The organism is Leptobacterium meishanense (assembly GCF_037645805.1).
Classification (GTDB): Bacteria; Bacteroidota; Bacteroidia; order Flavobacteriales; family Flavobacteriaceae; genus Leptobacterium_A; species Leptobacterium_A meishanense.
In genome coordinates this window covers 132331-150400 of record NZ_JBBEXE010000006.1, presented here as the reverse complement: position 1 = coordinate 150400, position 18070 = coordinate 132331, and the positions used below count along the sequence as shown (strand labels likewise).

At 36.0% G+C, this 18070-nt stretch carries 17 protein-coding genes; 11 read left to right on the top strand and 6 right to left on the bottom strand.

Annotated features, from left to right (window positions below):
- Window positions 1-26: 26 nt before the first annotated feature.
- Complete coding sequence (gene yidC / locus WBG21_RS08030; protein WP_340076655.1) at window positions 27-1904, top strand: membrane protein insertase YidC; 1878 nt, start codon at window positions 27-29, stop codon at window positions 1902-1904.
- Between the two features lie 122 nt (window positions 1905-2026).
- On the opposite strand, the gene WBG21_RS08025 is transcribed toward yidC, so the two are convergent.
- Window positions 2027-3427: a fasciclin domain-containing protein gene (locus WBG21_RS08025; RefSeq protein WP_340076653.1), complete on the bottom strand. Its 1401-nt coding sequence runs from the start codon at window positions 3425-3427 to the stop codon at window positions 2027-2029.
- A gap of 257 nt (window positions 3428-3684) precedes the next feature.
- Between WBG21_RS08025 and mnmA the strand changes: the two genes are divergently transcribed.
- Window positions 3685-4872, top strand: a complete 1188-nt coding sequence (gene mnmA / locus WBG21_RS08020) for a tRNA 2-thiouridine(34) synthase MnmA (protein ID WP_340076651.1) — start codon at window positions 3685-3687, stop codon at window positions 4870-4872.
- A gap of 15 nt (window positions 4873-4887) precedes the next feature.
- Entirely contained in the window at window positions 4888-5829 is a 942-nt protein-coding gene (locus WBG21_RS08015; RefSeq protein ID WP_340076649.1) for an NAD(P)H-dependent flavin oxidoreductase, read from the top strand.
- 303 nt (window positions 5830-6132) lie between these two features.
- On the opposite strand, the gene rho is transcribed toward WBG21_RS08015, so the two are convergent.
- Entirely contained in the window at window positions 6133-7749 is a 1617-nt protein-coding gene (rho, locus tag WBG21_RS08010) for a transcription termination factor Rho (protein ID WP_340076647.1), read from the bottom strand.
- A 199-nt stretch (window positions 7750-7948) separates the two neighbouring features.
- On the opposite strand from rho, the gene WBG21_RS08005 reads away from it, so the two are divergent.
- Complete coding sequence (locus tag WBG21_RS08005) at window positions 7949-8359, top strand: DUF4293 domain-containing protein (RefSeq protein WP_340076645.1); 411 nt, start codon at window positions 7949-7951, stop codon at window positions 8357-8359.
- Between the two features lie 54 nt (window positions 8360-8413).
- Here the strand turns inward: WBG21_RS08005 and WBG21_RS08000 are convergent, their stop codons facing one another.
- Complete coding sequence (locus tag WBG21_RS08000) at window positions 8414-8911, bottom strand: metallophosphoesterase family protein (RefSeq protein WP_340076643.1); 498 nt, start codon at window positions 8909-8911, stop codon at window positions 8414-8416.
- 145 nt (window positions 8912-9056) lie between these two features.
- Between WBG21_RS08000 and truA the strand changes: the two genes are divergently transcribed.
- Window positions 9057-9803 (top strand): tRNA pseudouridine(38-40) synthase TruA, encoded by a 747-nt coding sequence (gene truA, locus WBG21_RS07995; RefSeq protein WP_340076641.1) that lies wholly within the window; start codon window positions 9057-9059, stop codon window positions 9801-9803.
- Window positions 9804-11579: an ABC transporter ATP-binding protein gene (locus WBG21_RS07990; RefSeq protein ID WP_340076638.1), complete on the top strand. Its 1776-nt coding sequence runs from the start codon at window positions 9804-9806 to the stop codon at window positions 11577-11579.
- Here the strand turns inward: WBG21_RS07990 and WBG21_RS07985 are convergent.
- From WBG21_RS07985 to folP, 3 genes are read right to left on the bottom strand one after another with little or no spacing between them, the layout of a single operon-like run.
- Window positions 11576-12361 carry a diadenylate cyclase gene (locus tag WBG21_RS07985; RefSeq protein WP_340076636.1) on the bottom strand — a complete coding sequence of 262 codons (786 nt, stop codon included), beginning with the start codon at window positions 12359-12361 and terminating at the stop codon, window positions 11576-11578. The two genes, WBG21_RS07990 and WBG21_RS07985, sit on opposite strands and share 4 nt — an antisense overlap.
- Window positions 12362-12406: 45 nt before the next feature.
- Window positions 12407-13093 (bottom strand): hypothetical protein, encoded by a 687-nt coding sequence (locus WBG21_RS07980; protein ID WP_340076634.1) that lies wholly within the window; start codon window positions 13091-13093, stop codon window positions 12407-12409.
- Window positions 13094-13097: 4 nt separating this feature from the next.
- Entirely contained in the window at window positions 13098-13922 is an 825-nt protein-coding gene (folP, locus tag WBG21_RS07975) for a dihydropteroate synthase (protein ID WP_340076632.1), read from the bottom strand.
- Between the two features lie 67 nt (window positions 13923-13989).
- Between folP and WBG21_RS07970 the strand changes: the two genes are divergently transcribed.
- Genes WBG21_RS07970 through tpiA form a run of 5 tightly spaced genes read left to right on the top strand, consistent with a single transcriptional unit; the run spans window position 13990 to window position 18070 of the window.
- Window positions 13990-14535, top strand: a complete 546-nt coding sequence (locus tag WBG21_RS07970) for a DUF1599 domain-containing protein (RefSeq protein ID WP_340076630.1) — start codon at window positions 13990-13992, stop codon at window positions 14533-14535.
- Complete coding sequence (locus WBG21_RS07965) at window positions 14535-15635, top strand: BT_3928 family protein (RefSeq protein ID WP_340076628.1); 1101 nt, start codon at window positions 14535-14537, stop codon at window positions 15633-15635. Before WBG21_RS07970 ends, WBG21_RS07965 begins: the two co-directional genes overlap by 1 nt.
- Window positions 15636-15640: 5 nt before the next feature.
- Window positions 15641-16159: a hypothetical protein gene (locus WBG21_RS07960; protein ID WP_340076627.1), complete on the top strand. Its 519-nt coding sequence runs from the start codon at window positions 15641-15643 to the stop codon at window positions 16157-16159.
- Between the two features lie 33 nt (window positions 16160-16192).
- Window positions 16193-17269, top strand: coding sequence for an ABC transporter permease (locus tag WBG21_RS07955; RefSeq protein ID WP_340076626.1), 1077 nt, complete (start codon window positions 16193-16195; stop codon window positions 17267-17269).
- A gap of 51 nt (window positions 17270-17320) precedes the next feature.
- Window positions 17321-18070, top strand: a complete 750-nt coding sequence (tpiA, locus tag WBG21_RS07950) for a triose-phosphate isomerase (RefSeq protein ID WP_340076624.1) — start codon at window positions 17321-17323, stop codon at window positions 18068-18070.

Here is an 18070-nt window from a genome sequence, read left to right as displayed (position 1 = left end):
AAGCCTCCAGAACAAGAATTCATCATATGGAAGAAAAAAAGTTTGATATCAACTCCATTATCGGTTTCGTGCTGATAGGATTGATTATACTGTGGTACTTTTATCAAAACCAGCCTACCCCTGAAGAAATAGAAGCCCAAAAAGTAAAGCAAGAGCAAGTAGAAAAAGCAAAAGAAGAAGCGCCTGTTATTACAGAAACCCCTGAAAAGGAGACAGTGGTGAACCTCCAGGACTCGGCTACTGTGGCCCAATATAAAACTGCACTCGGGGCTTTTGGATATTCTGCAACATTACCTTCTGCCAAAGAAGGGGTCACCGTTTTCGAAAATGAAAAGGTGTATATGGAAATCAGTAACAAAGGGGGGCAAATAGTAAAAGCCCGTATGAAGGATTATGTCACCTACGATTCCATTCCTGTATACTTAGTAAATGAAAACAATGCGTCTTTCAATATTAATTTTGGCACTACCGATAACCGGATATTAAATACGCAAGACCTGTATTTTGAGCCTACTGTTTCTCAAAATGGAGAAAATAAGGTGCTTTCTATGAAGTTGAAGGTATCGGAAACGCAGTTTTTGGAATACCGGTACGAATTAAAACCCGACGATTATTTAATTGATTTCACCATCCGTTCACAAGGGCTGGACGGATTGCTAAATAGTTCTCAGCCCATAGTTTTGGACTGGAAGCAAAAAGGGATACGGCATTCCAAGAGTGTTACCTATGAAAATAGATATACCCGGTTAACGTATGATTACGAAGGAGGGAAAACAGCTAAGCTAAGCCCCACAGGAGCCGATGAAGAAACAGAGGCTAATGTGAAATGGATATCGTACCGTCAACATTTTTTTAGTGCTATTTTAGTGGCTGACAGTCCTTTTAAAACAGCAAAGCTAACTTCGGAAGATCATGTGGACGGGGAGGAAAGCAAAGAAACCCGATGGACAAAAACATACACAACGAGTGCCCCGTTAGCACTTAATGGAGGAGAGTTGAACCATAAAATGCATTGGTACTACGGTCCTACGGATGTAAAGGTGTTTCAGAAGTATAAGGATCTTAATTTGGATGATTCTATTCCATTTGGCTGGGGGATTTTTGGATGGATCAACAAGCATGTATTTACACCGGTATATAATTGGTTGAGTGGCTTCCTTCCTTATGGGATTGCTATTATTGTAATGACCATTCTTGTTAGATTATTATTGTCTCCAGTAACCTATAAATCTTATTTATCGCAGGCAAAGATGAAAGTGTTGCGTCCGGAAATCAATGAAATTAATGAAAAATACAAGGACGAAGCTATGAAACGCCAGCAGGAAACCATGAAACTGTATGGAAAAGCAGGGGTAAACCCAATGAGCGGGTGTATTCCGGCATTGCTGCAACTACCTATTTTCTATGCGTTGTTCATGTTTTTCCCAACAGCTTTTGCCCTTAGGCAGAAGTCATTTTTATGGGCAGAAGACCTGTCTTCATATGATGTGATTGCTGAATTGCCTTTTAAAATCCCTTTTTATGGTGATCATGTGAGCTTATTCCCAATTTTAGCATCCATTGCTATTTTTATTTACATGACGATGACTACAGGGCAGACCATGCAAACACAACAGCCGGGAATGCCCAATATGAAGTTCATTATGTATTTGTCTCCCCTATTAATGTTGGTGTTCTTTAATAATTATGCGAGTGGGCTAAGTTTATATTATTTCATCTCTAACTTGATTACTATTTTTATCATGTTGGTGATCAAAAATTATATTATTGATGAAAACAGGATCCACGCGAAGATAGAAGAGAACAAGAAAAAACCTAAAAAGAAAGGGCGTTTTCAGCAAAAAATGCAAGAGATGATGAAACAGGCAGAAGAGCAGAAAAAAACACGAAATAAAAAGAAGTAGTTTTTTAAAAGCTATTATAAAACATAAAGAGAGCGGTAGTTTATATTCAAACTCTCCGCTCTCTTTTTATAGGCTAACTAAACCTTTTGGGTTTATTGCCATGGAACAAGCTAAATTATTGCTTAATTCATAGTATCTGGTATCAATACAGTATCTACTGCGTGTATTACTCCATTAGTGGCTTGTACATTCGTTGCTATAACACGTATACCTGTATTTCCTGCGCCATCTGTTATAGTTACATCGGTTCCTATATTAAATAACAATGCATCACCTTCAAGAGTAGCTGGGGAAGTGAGCCCGTCGCTTAAATCTTCGGCTCTTATGTTTGCATTTGCTATTACGTGGTGTTGTAGTACACTTGTTAGCAATGTACCATCAATGTCTGCAAGTGAGTTCCAATCATTGTTGCTGTCCAGTAGGGCTTGGAAAGCATCATTTACAGGAGCAAATACAGTGAAAGGTGCATCGGTAGTACCTGATAGTACACTAACAAAATCTGGTTGATCCCCTCTTGTTAGTGCTTCTACAAGTGAATCAAAAGTAGGATCGGCGCCGGCAAATGTTACTACACTAGGCAAATCAATTACTGCATCTATGACATGTATAATACCATTAGTAGCAACAATATCTGCTATAATTACTGTACTGGAACCGTTTAATACAACCCCTTCATCAATGTTTACATAAAGGCTTAAAAAATCATTATCACTGTTTACAGCAGCAGTATTTGTATACCCGTTGGATAAATCAGTAGATAGCAGTCCGGCGCCTGTAATCACATGGTTTGCCAATAAATTGGCCAAGAGGGCGTTGTCAACAGCATTAAGATCAATGCCATTTAAGAAAGAAATGAACGCATCATTGCTGGGGGCGAATACCGTAAAAGGCCCTTCCGATGCTAATAAATCAGTAAAAACAGTACTTCCTTCATCGGTAAGTGCGGCCACTAAGTTTGTTAATGCATCATTTGTGGTAGCAAAGTCAACAATATTTGGAAGGCCTATAACGGCATCTACGATATGGATAATACCATTAGAAGCTTCTATGTCAGCACCATTTTCAATAACAGATGAAATGCCGTTAATTTCAACTCCTGAGACGGTATTGATGTATAAACTCAATTTGTTGCCATTTACTCCAGCTGTTGATTCTGAATTAAAGTAACCGGTAGTTAATGAGGATGCTACATTTTTTCCCGCAATTACGTGATTTAATAAGATTTGTTGTAAATCTGCTACCGGTACATTTTCTAATGGTGTCCCGTTGAGAAATGCCTCAAATGCAGCATTTGTTGGCGCGAAAACAGTAAACTCATCGTTACCATTTAATACACTTACTAAATTGGCGCGCTCTAGAGCGGCTACTAGGCTGCTTAGGTCGTCTGTTTCTGAAGCAATTTCCGCTATGGTCATAGCATCTTCAGTAACCATATTATTGTCATCATCATTACTACATGAGGAGAAGATACATGCCAGAATGACTAAAAAGGGCAATCTGATAATTTTTGCAGTGGTTTTCATTATTATTGATTTAATATTTATTGTTTAACAAAATTATATAATAATTAAACAAAAAAATAAATAGAAATATGCAGTTTATCGATTTTATAAATACATTAACATTTTGATACATAATGCTTTATAAATAATAAAAATATATAATGTCTATTTTTTTGATATATTTATTTAAACAAAAAATATTAAATCAATCATTTATCATTTAACTAAAAAGAGTTAGAAATTATATGTTTTCATAAATTTGCACTACAGAAAAAACTATGAAACGAGTTGTTATTGGATTATCAGGAGGAGTGGACTCTAGCGTAGCAGCCTATCTTTTAAAAGAACAAGGATATGATGTTATTGGCCTTTTTATGAAGAATTGGCATGATGATTCTGTGACCATTTCAGATGAGTGCCCTTGGTTGGAGGACAGTAACGATGCAATGATCGTAGCAGAGAAGTTAGGAATCCCATTTCAAACAGTCGATCTAAGCAGAGAATATAAAGAACGGATAGTTGATTATATGTTCAATGAATATGAAAGAGGACGTACGCCCAATCCGGATGTATTGTGCAATCGCGAAATAAAATTCGACGTATTTTTAAAAATAGCCCTTAGTTTAGGTGCTGATTATGTGGCTACTGGCCATTATTGTAGAAAGGGTACTATCAGAAAAGATGGAAAGGAAATATATAGACTGCTTTCCGGAAAAGATAAGAACAAAGACCAATCTTATTTTTTATGCCAACTTTCTCAAGGACAGTTATCTAAAACGTTATTCCCAATAGGGGAATTAACGAAACCTGAAGTTCGTGAAATAGCCACAAAGGAAGGTTTGGTCACAGCCGATAAACGTGATTCTCAAGGATTGTGCTTTATTGGTAAAGTTCGATTGCCTGAGTTTCTCCAACAGAAGCTACGCCCCAGAGAAGGAAAAATAATAGAAGTTTCTTCAGAATATCAAAAGTACTATCGTGAAACCCCTGATTTTGAGAGCAAAGAGATTGAATTGGCTTTTCATGCTGAAAAAATTGCTTATAATTTAACATCAGGAAAAGAAGTAGGGAAACATCAAGGAGCACATTATTTTACGAAGGGACAACGAAAAGGTTTGAATGTAGGAGGTACTATAGAGCCTCTTTTTGTGATTGATACAGATGTGGAAGAAAATATTATCTATACCGGACAAGGAAAAGAACATCCCGGATTGTTTCGACGAGCCTTATTTATTCGTGAAGATGAATTGCACTGGGTGCGGAAAGATTTAACGCTTAAAACAGATGAATCCTTAAAAGTAAAAGCACGTATACGGTATCGGCAGCCATTACAAAATGCAACACTCTATAAAATAACATCCGGACTTTATGTGGATTTTGAAGTGCCGCAAAGCGCCATTACCGAAGGGCAGTTTGCAGCTTGGTATCTTGATAACGAATTAATAGGTTCAGGTGTTATTTCTTAGTACTTTTATAGAGAAATGAAGAATAAAATCACGAAACTTTTTGATATACAATACCCCATCATTCAAGCCGGGATGATATGGGCAAGTGGTTGGCGATTAGCTGCAGCCGCAGCAAATTCTGGTATTTTAGGGTTGATAGGCGCAGGGTCTATGTATCCGGATGTGCTTAGAACGCATATAAAGAAATGCAAAAATGCTACCGATAAACCTTTTGGGGTGAATGTACCAATGTTGTATCCCGATATTGAAAAAATCATGGACATCATCGTAGAAGAGGGTGTAAAGATTGTGTTTACTTCAGCAGGAAACCCTAAGACATGGACACCTTTTCTAAAAGCAAAAGGGATTACAGTAGTGCATGTGGTAAGTAGCGTAAAGTTTGCCTTAAAAGCACAGGAGGCAGGAGTAGATGCTATAGTAGCTGAAGGTTTTGAGGCTGGAGGGCATAACGGAAGGGAAGAGACAACTACATTCACCCTCATTCCAATGGTGCGCGAAAAAATTACGCTTCCATTGATTGCTGCGGGAGGCATTGCTACTGGCAGGGGAATGTTGGCAGCGATGGTTTTAGGTGCAGATGGAGTGCAAATAGGCAGTCGGTTTGTTGCTAGTGAAGAAGCTTCTTCACATATTAATTTTAAACAAAAAGTAGTTGCAGCTGAGGAAGGAGAAACGATTTTGACCCTCAAAGAGTTGGCACCTGTTCGATTGCTCAAGAATAAGTTCTATCAAGAATTGGAGCAATTGTATACACAAAACCCTACAAAGGAACAATTAAAAGAATTATTGGGGCGTGCCCGTGCCAAACGAGGTATGTTTGAAGGAGATTTAGATGAAGGGGAATTAGAAATAGGGCAGATTTCAGGCCTTATACATGATATAAAACCAGTTGCTGTTATTGTAAATGAAATAATAAAAGAATTTCATCTTATCAAGAAAGAAACCCTAAGTTTTTAACTGCTTTTCCACAGGTATCAACCTTTTTTACTATTGCAAAAACCGATAATCGTTTTTATAAAAGGGTTTATCGATATTATTAGTCGCATGCTAAATTGTACAATAGATTTGTATACAGATAATGTTTTGTTTTTTATTAGATACAATATATATTATTGAACAACCTAACTAATAAATAACTATACGTAGATAGCCAAATGTGTATAAGCTAACGTAGTTAAAATGGTCAGAGATAAAAATCTGGTTAAAAAAAGAGGAACTTTAAGTTCCTCTTTTTGTTGTTATAATTAATGAAATATATTTCTATTGGTTCATTGTCATTAAAAATTCCTCATTATTCATAGTCTTCTTAATACGATCGGAGATAAATTCCATCGCTTCTACGGGATTCATGTCTGCTAGATACTTTCGCATGATCCACATACGTTGCAGTGTATTCTCATCTAACAATAAATCATCTCTACGAGTAGAAGAAGAAATAAGGTCGATAGCAGGGAATATTCTTCGATTTGCAATTCGTCTGTCTAATTGAAGCTCCATATTACCGGTACCTTTAAATTCTTCAAAGATAACTTCATCCATTTTGGAACCGGTCTCTGTCAAGGCAGTGGCAATGATAGATAATGACCCTCCGTTTTCAATATTACGGGCAGCACCAAAAAATCGTTTTGGCCTGTGTAATGCGTTTGCATCTACACCTCCGCTAAGCACCTTTCCGCTGGCGGGCTGTACAGTGTTGTATGCCCGTGCTAAACGGGTAATAGAGTCCAATAAAATCACAACATCATGCCCACATTCTACCAAGCGCTTTGCTTTCTCTAAAACAATGTTGGCAATACGTACATGTTCCTGAGCTTCTTTATCAAATGTAGAAGCTACTACTTCACCTTTTACATTGCGTTGCATATCAGTAACTTCCTCGGGGCGTTCATCAATCAATAGGGCGATAAGGTACACCTCCGGATGGTTTGCTGCAATAGCATTGGCAATGTCTTTTAGCAACATTGTTTTTCCGGTTTTTGGCTGAGATACGATCATTCCTCTCTGTCCTTTGCCTATAGGAGAAAACAGGTCCATAATCCGTGTGGATATAGCGCTTTGTTTTTCTGCAATATTGAATTTTTCTTCAGGAAATAGAGGGGTCAAATGTTCAAAAGAAACCCGATCCCTAACTACTTGGGGGTCTAAACCATTTATCTTGCTCACCCTTATAAGTGGAAAGTATTTTTCTCCTTCTTTTGGAGGGCGTACATTTCCCAGAACAGTATCTCCTGATTTTAACCCGAATAAACGTATTTGAGATTGAGAAACATAGATGTCATCAGGGGAAGAAAGGTAGTTGTAATCTGAAGACCGTAAGAAACCATACCCGTCTTGCATAATATCTAAGACACCTTCACTTTCTATAATACCATCAAACTCAAAATCGGGATCGCGGTACCTGTTTTTCTTTTCCCTGTCAAAATTATCTTTGTCTATATTTTCTTTGTGTTTGTGGCTATTTGAGTTTCCATTTTGGCTATGATGGCTTTTGCTATGTTGTTGCCTTTTTTGTGGATAGTCTTTTTTATCTTTCTTTTCATAAGCCTCTTTTGGCTTTTCTTGTGTGTTTTTTACTTCCTCGCCCCTTTGTTGTTTTTGTTGTTCAGGGATGCTTTTGGAAGCTTCATCAGAAGGCTTGGCTTTTTTCACCCGGGGTCTATTGGCCTGAGTTTTTTTTTGAGTTTGAGTCTCACTCTTAGAGGCTGAGATATCTTCTTTTCTGGGATTAGCGGAAACAGGTTTTGAAGCTTGTACATCTAAGATTTGATATACTAAGTCCATTTTTTTTAATGACTTGAATTTAGGAACATTCAATTTTTTCGCAATTTCCTGTAATTCAGTAAGTTTCTTTTCTTTTAAATCTGAAATTTCAAACATTGAAATACTAATAAGTTAAAACTGGGGTTTTAGAACACTAAACTTAAAATAATAAGTTGAATTTTTTTGAAGTACAAACGAACTAAGATAACGTCCAGATTGTGGATTTGATACCGCAATAATACAAATTTATTTTAACAATCAAGTATTATTTTAAAAAAAGAACACTTATTTTTGCTGTGTTTATAGTGAATAATAAATGATACAAAGAATACAGACATTATACCTGCTTATTGTAGTACTATTAATGGGAGTACTTCCTTTTTTTATGCCATTATGGAATGATGCTGATGGAGAGGCAGTATATGCCGAGAGTAATATGGTATTTTCGATATTGTTTGCGGGAAGCCTTGTATTGGCTTTTATAACTATTTTTTTGTACAAAAACAGAAAATTACAATTTGTGTTGAACAGATTGAACATGATATTAAACCTTTTTTTACTAGGAATATTTGTAACAAGATCGCTAAACCTATCCGGAGAAACTATTGTTTCTGAGAAGGGTATTGGGATGCTTCTTCCGGTTATTTCTATCGTTTTTTTAGTGTTGGCCAATAAAGCCATCAAAAAGGACGAAGCACTCGTAAAATCTGTTGACCGGTTACGATAAGCCTAACATCTTAGTAAATATTAGTGCGTAAAGCCCGGAAAATCCGGGCTTTTTTTATATTCGTTGTTCCAGTTCTATAATTTCCAAGTTTTTAATATCGTTACCGTCAATAACAAATTGGAGCATCGTTCGGACTTTGTGGAATCCATGTTTTCCGGCAGCCCCAGGATTCATATGTAACAGCCCTAGTTCTTTATCATAGATTACTTTTAAAATATGAGAATGCCCACAAATAAAAAGCTTTGGAGGGTCTTTTTTAATTTTTTCCCGAATACGCCTGTCATATTGGTCCGGATAACCACCAATATGTGTTATCCATACATCTACACCTTCACACATAAACCGATCATTTTCAGGAAATTCCATTCGGGCTGTTGCATCGTCGATATTCCCATAAACGGCTCTTAAGGGTTTTAACTCTTTTATTACATCGGTAACAGCACTATCTCCTATATCTCCTGCATGCCACACTTCATCAGCCTGTTGCATGTATTTTATCATCCGCTCATCAATATGGCTGTGTGTGTCTGATAAAAGAAGGATTCGGGTCATTTAGAAAATAGATTAAAGTAAAAAAGTTGAAAGTTTAAAGCCAGAGGTTATGATTTCTTAATCATCAATTAGGTTTTACATATTCAGCTTTATACTTCTAACTTGTTGCTGTATCTTTGAATACAAACAAAAATAACAGATTCTTTTGAGATATTTTTTGGAGTTTTCATACAATGGTAAAAAATATCATGGTTGGCAACGGCAACCTAACGCTACAACCGTTCAAGAAGTGTTAGAAAGTGCTTTGTCCACATTGTTGAGGACTGAAATAATATTAACAGCAGCGGGGAGAACCGATGCAGGGGTCCATGCAAAACAAATGGTTGCACATTGTGATATTGTTAAACCTTTTGATGTGAATGAACTTATACAGCGTTTAAACTCATTTTTACCTGATACTATTGCGATCCATCAAATTATGCCTGTTAAGGATCAAGCCCATGCACGCTTTGATGCAATCTCCAGAACGTACGAATATTGGATTATTCAAAAGAAAAACCCATTTATGAATGGACTTGCATACTATGTACATGATTTTTTGAATATTGAAGTAATGAATGAAGCAGCAGATGTTCTTTTTGATTATTCAGATTTTAAATGTTTTTCAAAATCGAATACAGACGTGAAAACGTACTTATGTAAAATAATGCAGGCTGAATGGGAGCAAAAACAAGGTATTCTTGTTTTTACCATTAAGGCAGATCGTTTTTTACGCAATATGGTACGGGCAATTGTAGGCACAATGCTGGAAGTTGGATATGGTAAAAAGTCTAAAGAAGATGTTAAAAAAGTCATAGAAAGTAAAAATAGAAGTCAAGCAGGTGTATCGGTTCCTGCACATGCACTATATTTGACGAATGTTGATTACCCTTCAGATTTATTTATAAACTAAATGAGCGACACTACGGGAAAAGCATTTGATTATAGGCTCTTTAAACGATTGTTGCGCCATACCAAACCCTATAAAGCTACATTTTATGGGGTAGCTGTTATTGCTATTCTATTATCCGGCTTTGCAGTAGCACGTCCTTATTTGCTCAAGGAAACGGTTGATAATTATATTTTAAACAAAGACCATGAAGGACTTCTTATTTTCATTGGGCTTATGGGGTTATTACTCTTGTTAGAAGTGATAAGCCAACTATCTTTCATATATTATGCAAATTGGTTAGGACAGAGTATTGTACGTGATGTCCGTATCAAGCTATTCAAGCATATGACACGCTTTCGAATGAAGTATTTTGACAATTCTTCCGTTGGGCTGCTGGTGACACGTGCTGTAAATGATATGGAACGAATAGCAGACATCTTCAGTGAAGGATTTTTTATGATTTTAAGTGACTTGCTAAAAATGTTGGTTGTTGCTGCTGTGATGTTAATGGTGAGTTGGAAATTGTCATTAATCGTATTTTTTATATTACCTATAATCCTTTATGCCACAAGACTTTTTCAAAAAGCAATGAAAGCTGCTTTTAGTGATGTTAGGACACAAGTGGCTTCATTGAACACGTTTGTACAAGAGCGGATATCGGGTATGAAGATTGTACAGTTATTTAATAGAGAAGCTATTGAATATGAAAAATTTAAAGCAATCAATGAAAAACATAAAAAAGCATGGATAAAAACGGTCTGGTATAATTCCATTTTCTTTCCCATAGCTGAGTTGGCGTCCTCTATTACAATTGGATTGATCGTTTGGTATGGAGGATTACAAGCGGTTCTAGAATCTAATGGAATGGAGTTAGGAACTATTTTTATGTTTATACAGATGTCGCAAATGCTTTTTAGGCCATTACGTCAAATTGCAGATAAGTTTAATACCTTACAAATGGGGATGGTAGCGGCAACACGTGTGTTTAATATTTTAGATACAGAAAGTAAAATAGAGGATAAAGGAACACATACAACGGCAATTATTAAAGGACATATTCAGTTTGATAATGTACATTTTGGTTATGTGGAAGGGGAAGAAGTACTGCATGGTATTTCCTTTGAAGCCAAACCCGGGGAAACCATTGCCATTGTAGGGGCAACCGGAGCAGGAAAATCGACTATTATTAATCTATTGAGCCGGTTTTATGATATTCAATCCGGAGAAATTAAGGTAGATGGGGTCAAAATAAACCAGTATGTACTTCCTTTTCTACGCAATCAAGTAGCAGTGGTTTTACAAGATGTGTTTCTATTTGCGGATACTATATTAAACAATATTACATTGAAAAATCCGGATGTATCAGAGGAAACAGTAATAGAAGCTGCAAAGGCAATAGGTATTCACGATTTTTTTATGAGCCTTCCAGATACATATCATTATAATGTTAAAGAGCGGGGGGCTATGTTGTCTAGTGGCCAGCGCCAATTAATAGCTTTTTTACGAGCATACGTTAGCGATCCTAGTATCTTGGTTCTGGACGAGGCCACTTCTTCTGTAGATTCATATACTGAACAGCTCATTCAGAAAGCAACGGACAAGATAACGGCAGGGAGAACCTCTATCATCATAGCACACCGGTTAGCAACTGTAAAAAAAGCATCAAAAATATTGGTAATGGATGCTGGTAATATCGTAGAGCAAGGTGTTCATGATGAACTGATTAAGATAGAAGGCGGATACTACAAAAACTTATATGAAGTTCAATTTATGGCTGAGGAAGAACAGATTGGTTAAGCCAAATCTTTTCGTATCGTCGCAATTAATTCCCGGATATCTTTATAGAGGACAAATTCCCCATTTTTTATATAAGAAATCTGTCCGGTTTCTTCACTAACTACCAATACCAATGCATCTGTCTTCTCTGAAATCCCTATAGCTGCCCTATGGCGCAAACCAAAACGAAGTGGAATATTCCGCTCGTTAGAAACAGGCAATATTACCCGGGTTGCAGTAATATAATTACCTTCAATGATAATGGCACCATCATGTAATGGGCTATTTTTATAAAAAATACTTTCAATAATAGGCTGGGTAACTTCAATGCTCATTTTATCTCCTGTACTTTTCACAAATTCCAGATGGTTGTTTCGTTCAATTACAATAATAGCCCCTGTTCGTGTACTTCCCATTCGTTCGCATGCAGCAACAATAGCCTCCACATTAGTTTCCGTATTTAAGGGGTCTTGTTTTAGAAGCTTAATATGTTTTAAAAAACTGCGTTTCCCTGTAAGGTTGGTAGAGCCTAACATCAGTAAAAATTTCCGAATTTCCTGCTGAAAAACAACAATGAGTGCAATAAGTCCTACACTCATAAAACCTCCAAGAATACCGCTCACCATTTTCATTTGCAAAGCTTCCGTAAGCTTCCATATAAGGTAAACAATAACAATTCCTATAAAAATATTGATTGCCACCGTACCTTTAACCAATTTATATACATAGTAAAGCAATATAGCTACTAATAGGATGTCAATGACATCTATAATTTTAAAATCTAAAAAATCGAATAATTCCAAACCAGTATCGGGATTTGTGTAAAAATAACAAAATTAGCTAGATAGTTAATCATTCCTGCAGGGCAGTTGTGAAGAGTCAAAAAAGTAATGGACCGGAGCTATGCTATAACCTTCAGCAATAGTATTTTTAATGAACTGTATAGCTGTTATATATTCTTGAAAGGTTAAGGATTGATCGAAATTAAGATGGATAGTAAAAGGTTTGTTATTTGTGTTTTTGTATTCTTCTATAACTATTATTAGGCTGTCTTTAGAAGTAGGTCTTCCCTCAATGAGTATATTGTCTTTGTTAAAAACAAAGGAGCGGTTATCAATACTATCATTTGTTTTTTCAGCACAAAGCGATGCCTCAAATATATGTTTTGTATCAGTAAAATCAATAAAGGAGAGATTTTTTAAAGAAGTATTAGAGACTGAGAAAAAATTTTTAGCTGCTTCATTTCTGTGAGGAGAAGGTTTTTTCCGTTTTTGTTGTAGCCATTGAATTTTGGGAACGACTTCTTCCATTAATAAACGTTTATCAACATGAAAAATCCAATGGGTAGTAGAAATTAAATTCTTTCGGTTGAATTCAGGTTGTAAAGTCTCCTCATTATAAAAAAGATATGCCTGGGAAATATCACTAATGCCAGTAATTTCTGCATTCGGAACCTCAGCCAACTGCATTGTTTTTTTGGTATTGCATGAGCTAAAAAGCACTAAAAAAAGTGAACCAAAAAGAAATGTTCGCATTATTTTAACCATTAAGTTGATTAATAAGTTTTACACACTCTACTGCTTCTTTTACATCATGAACCCGTAAAATACGTGCCTCTTTCATTAATGCAATAGTATTTAAAGCAGTAGTTCCATTAAGAGCATCATCGGCAGAAGCCCCCAGCAATTTGTAAATCATAGATTTTCTACTTAACCCTACCAACACAGGAAGGTTTAACGGAGCAAAAAGATCTAATTTGGAGAGTAACTCATAATTATGTTCCAATGTTTTAGCAAAACCAAACCCCGGATCAACAATAAGATCATTGATGCCCCATTTCCTAGCTTCGGCAACCCTCTCAGAGAAATAAAAAAGCATCTCTTTCGTAATGTCATTATAGGAAATATTTTTTTGCATGTCTTGCGGTGTGCCTTTCATGTGCATCATTACATAAGGAACTTGTAATTCTGCAATAGTTTTTAACATGGCTTTGTCCAGAACCCCGGCGGAAATATCATTAACAACGGCTGCACCTGCTACAATACATTCTCTGGCAACACGGCTTCTGAAAGTATCAATAGAAATAAGCGTTTCAGGAAAAAACTTAATAATTAGTTCAACAGCAGGGACCGTCCGGTTTAACTCTTCTTCTTCGCTTATATGATCGGCTCCCGGGCGTGAACTATATCCACCAATATCAATAAAAGTAGCCTCTTCTGTCAGCATTTTTTCCACAGTAATCAAAATCGCTTTTTCGTCAAAGTGTTTTCCTCCGTCATAAAAAGAATCGGGGGTTACATTAACAATACCCATTACTTTGGGCTTGGACAGGTCAATGAGTGTACCTTTACAATTGATGTTCATTTTTTAGCCGGCAATTTTTTATATTCCCTATTTTTAAGCGAAATTTACGCAAAATAGAATCAACAACATGCAAAATACCTCAAAACAATACGATGCTGTTATCCAGGATTGTCGTGATTTGTTTGTTAAAAAAATGAAAGATTATGGAAGTGCTTGGCGTATTCTTAGATTATCTTCATTAACGGACCAACTATTTATTAAGGCACAACGCATTAGAGGCCTTCAGGAAAATAAGGAACGTAAGATTGAAGAAGGGGAAGTGCCTGAGTTTATTGGGATTATCAATTATGCTATTATGGCATTGATCCAAATAAAAAAAGGAATAGCCGAGCAGCCTGACTTTTCTATAGAAGAGGCTACTGCCATGTATGACGATATGGTACAAGAGACTAAAACGTTGATGGAGAATAAAAACCATGATTACGGAGAAGCATGGCGTGAAATGCGCATCAGTTCATTGACAGATCTTATTTTGCAAAAACTACTCAGGATAAAACAAATAGAAGATAATAAAGGTAAAACATTGGTAAGTGAGGGGATAGATGCAAACTATCAAGATATTATCAATTATGCAGTTTTTGCACTTATTTTAATAAAAGAAAACGAATCATAATGAAAATAGCAGTAGCCATTTCAAGAATACTCGTAGGTGTATTATTCATCATTAGCGGTTTTGTAAAGCTGAATGACCCTTTAGGGTTTTCCTATAAACTGGAAGAATACTTTAGCCCCGCGGTGTTGGATTTAGGTTTTTTAGAACCACATGCACTGTCCATCTCTATATTCGTAGTAATATTTGAAGTTTTATTAGGCGTGATGTTGTTGGTGGGTTTCAGGGCTAAGTTTACTGTTTGGAGTTTACTGCTCATGATTACTTTCTTTACATTTTTAACTTTCTATTCAGCATATTACAATAAAGTAACTGACTGTGGCTGTTTTGGGGATGCATTAAAATTGACCCCTTGGGAATCTTTTACGAAAGATGTCATATTGTTAGCTTTTATTCTCATATTATTTTTTGGAAGTAAACAGATAAAACCGTTGTTTTCCTTCAAGTTTGCTGCGTATAGTACCATTATAACACTCATTACCTGTTTTATTTTTAGCAATCATGTGTTGAACCATTTGCCAAGTATCGATTTCAGAGCTTATAAAGAAGGATCTAATATAAAAGAAAAGATGTCTGTTCCTGATGACGCCCCCAAAGCGGTCTATGAATACGCCTGGAAATTTAAAGTAAACGGAACAGAAAAAATCATAACGACGTTTGGAGAGTACCCTTCTGTAGAGGGTGAATTTATAGGAGTGGAAACTACCGAAATCCAAAAAGGTTATGAACCCCCTGTACATGATTTCACTATTGAAAAAGGTGGTGAAGATTTTGCTGGTGCTTTTTTGGATGAAGAGAAGTTGCTCATGGTTATTTCTTATGATTTAGCAAAATCAGACAAGGAAGCATTCATGGCTATTAAGAAAACAACTGACGAAGCATTAAAAAAAGGGTACAACGTCATAGGTATGTCAGCCTCCAATGAAAATGAAGTAGGCCCATTAAAAAAGAAATACAAATTGAACTTCGACTTTTATTTTACTGATCAAACCACTTTAAAAACAATTGTACGCTCCAACCCAGGAATTGTAAAATTGAATAAGGGGACGATCATTCAGAAATTACATTATAATGATATTGATGAATTAATGATTAATTACTGAGAAGAATGAAAACAAGGGTTTATAAGTATATATTAGTATTTGGAATGCTGTTTTTTATATTAATATCATGTGAGGGTTCAAAAAAAATAGATATTGATCAAGAAAAAGAGAAAATATTAGAGCTTCATAATTTGCAAAGAAAATATCATTTTGAAAAAATGGTAAAAGAATTTTTAGATCAAAATTCAAATGATTTTATATCAGTTAACAATGGTGTGGTTTCAACTCCTACTAAAGAAGAAATGACAACCCGTTTTACTAAATATTTTAATGCCGTTGAGTTTGAAAAATGGGATGATATAAACCCTCCTGTGATTCGCTTTTCTGATGATTATAGCATGGCATATACTGTGGTGAATAAAGAAGTAGTTGTTAAATATCAAAATGCAGAAGGAATAGAGAGTAAACAAAAAACTGAATTTTCATGGGTTGCCATTTATAAAAAATATTCTGAAGAGGGTTGGAAACTTGATTGTATAACATCAACGAATAAACCCAGTAGCACGGAGGTTATTGAAAATTGATCATTCTATACAATTATAAAAACATATTGACGGTTGGGGTCATATTTTTTACATAAAATTTTCTACGCCATACTCACACTTTTTGGGGTGGTTACTGTTATCTTTTTTCTTTTTGCTGTACTTCCGGGTGACCCCGCACGTATGATGCTTGGCCAAAATGAAGACAGTGAACAGTTAGCCATTATTAAAAAAAAGTATGGTTTTGATCAGCCTGTTACAATTCAATACCTATATTACTTAAATGATGTATCTCCCATCTCTTTTCATTCCAAAAATGTTGAAGATTACACATTTTTTTCAACTGATAAATATTCGGGAAGAAAAATACTTTCTTTTGGGAACATTTCTATGGCAATTAAATACCCGTATCTAAGAGAATCTTTTCAAAGGAATGGAAAAGAAGTAGCTGATATTATTGGGGAAACATTACCAAATACTTTTGTGCTGGCCGTTTCATCTATCTTTATTGCAATTGTTATTGGAGTTGGTCTGGGAATTGTTTCTGCATTACATAAAGATTCATGGTTAGATAAACTCATTCAACTACTCAGTACACTAGGGATGAGTGTCCCTTCTTTTTTTAGTGCGATTATTTTTGCATGGTTGTTTGGTTTTGTGCTTCATGAGTATACCAATCTCAATATGACCGGAAGCCTTTATGAGGTAGATGATTTTGGAGAACAGATTTCCATACAATGGAAAAACCTTATTTTGCCTGCCATTGTTTTAGGCATTCGCCCATTGGCAGTAGTGGTGCAATTAATGCGGAACTCGCTGTTAGAAGTTTTTCAACAGGAGTATATCCGTACGGCATACGCAAAAGGGCTTAGTAAATTTCAGGTCATAATAAGACACGCTTTAAAAAATGCCTTAAACCCTGTTATAACAGCTGTATCCGGATGGTTTGCCAGTATGTTGGCAGGAGCTGTTTTTGTAGAATATATTTTTGGTTGGAATGGGCTGGGAAAAGAGATCGTGAATGCACTAAATATGCTTGATCTACCTGTTATTATGGGGGCTGTATTGGTAGTAGCAACACTTTTTATTGTTATCAACATTCTTGTAGATATCATTTACGGATGGCTTGATCCAAAAGTCAGATTAGAATAATAATATTGTAAAGGTTTTACAAGCCATATATAAAACTGAAAAAAAGAAAAAATGAGAAAAAAAATAGTTGCAGGCAACTGGAAAATGAACAATGACCTAGCAGAAACAGAAGACCTGATATCAGACCTATTAAAAAATCTTCCTGAAACCAGAGCAGGAGTGATTATAGCCCCTACATTCACCAACCTATACTGTGCTTATGAAGCCTTGCGGCAAAGCCCTATAGAAATAGCGGCACAAAATATGCACCATGAAGAAAAAGGGGCATATACCGGAGAAATTTCCGCATCCATGCTAAAAAGTATAGGAGTGCAAACAGTGATTTTAGGCCACTCGGAACGACGCGCGTATTTTTCAGAAGACGATGTTTTATTGGCGAAAAAAGTAAATACTGCCTTGGCACATGAAATGACCATTATTTTTTGTTTTGGAGAAGAATTCGAGGACCGAAAATCAGGTAATCATTTCAAAATAGTAGAAACCCAATTAAGAAGTGCGCTTTTTCACCTGAAAACAACCGACTGGAAGAACATTGTTCTTGCATACGAACCCGTATGGGCTATTGGTACCGGGGAAACAGCAAGTCCTGGAGAAGCTCAGGAAATGCACGCTTTTATAAGAAAAACGATTTCTGATGGATATGGATCAGAAACTGCCGAAGGTGTTTCTATCTTATACGGAGGAAGTGTAAAGCCGGGAAATGCTGAAGAAATCTTTTCTCAGAAAGATGTAGACGGTGGACTTATAGGTGGAGCATCTTTAAAAGCAGCGGATTTTATAGCTATTGTAAAAACTATCTGA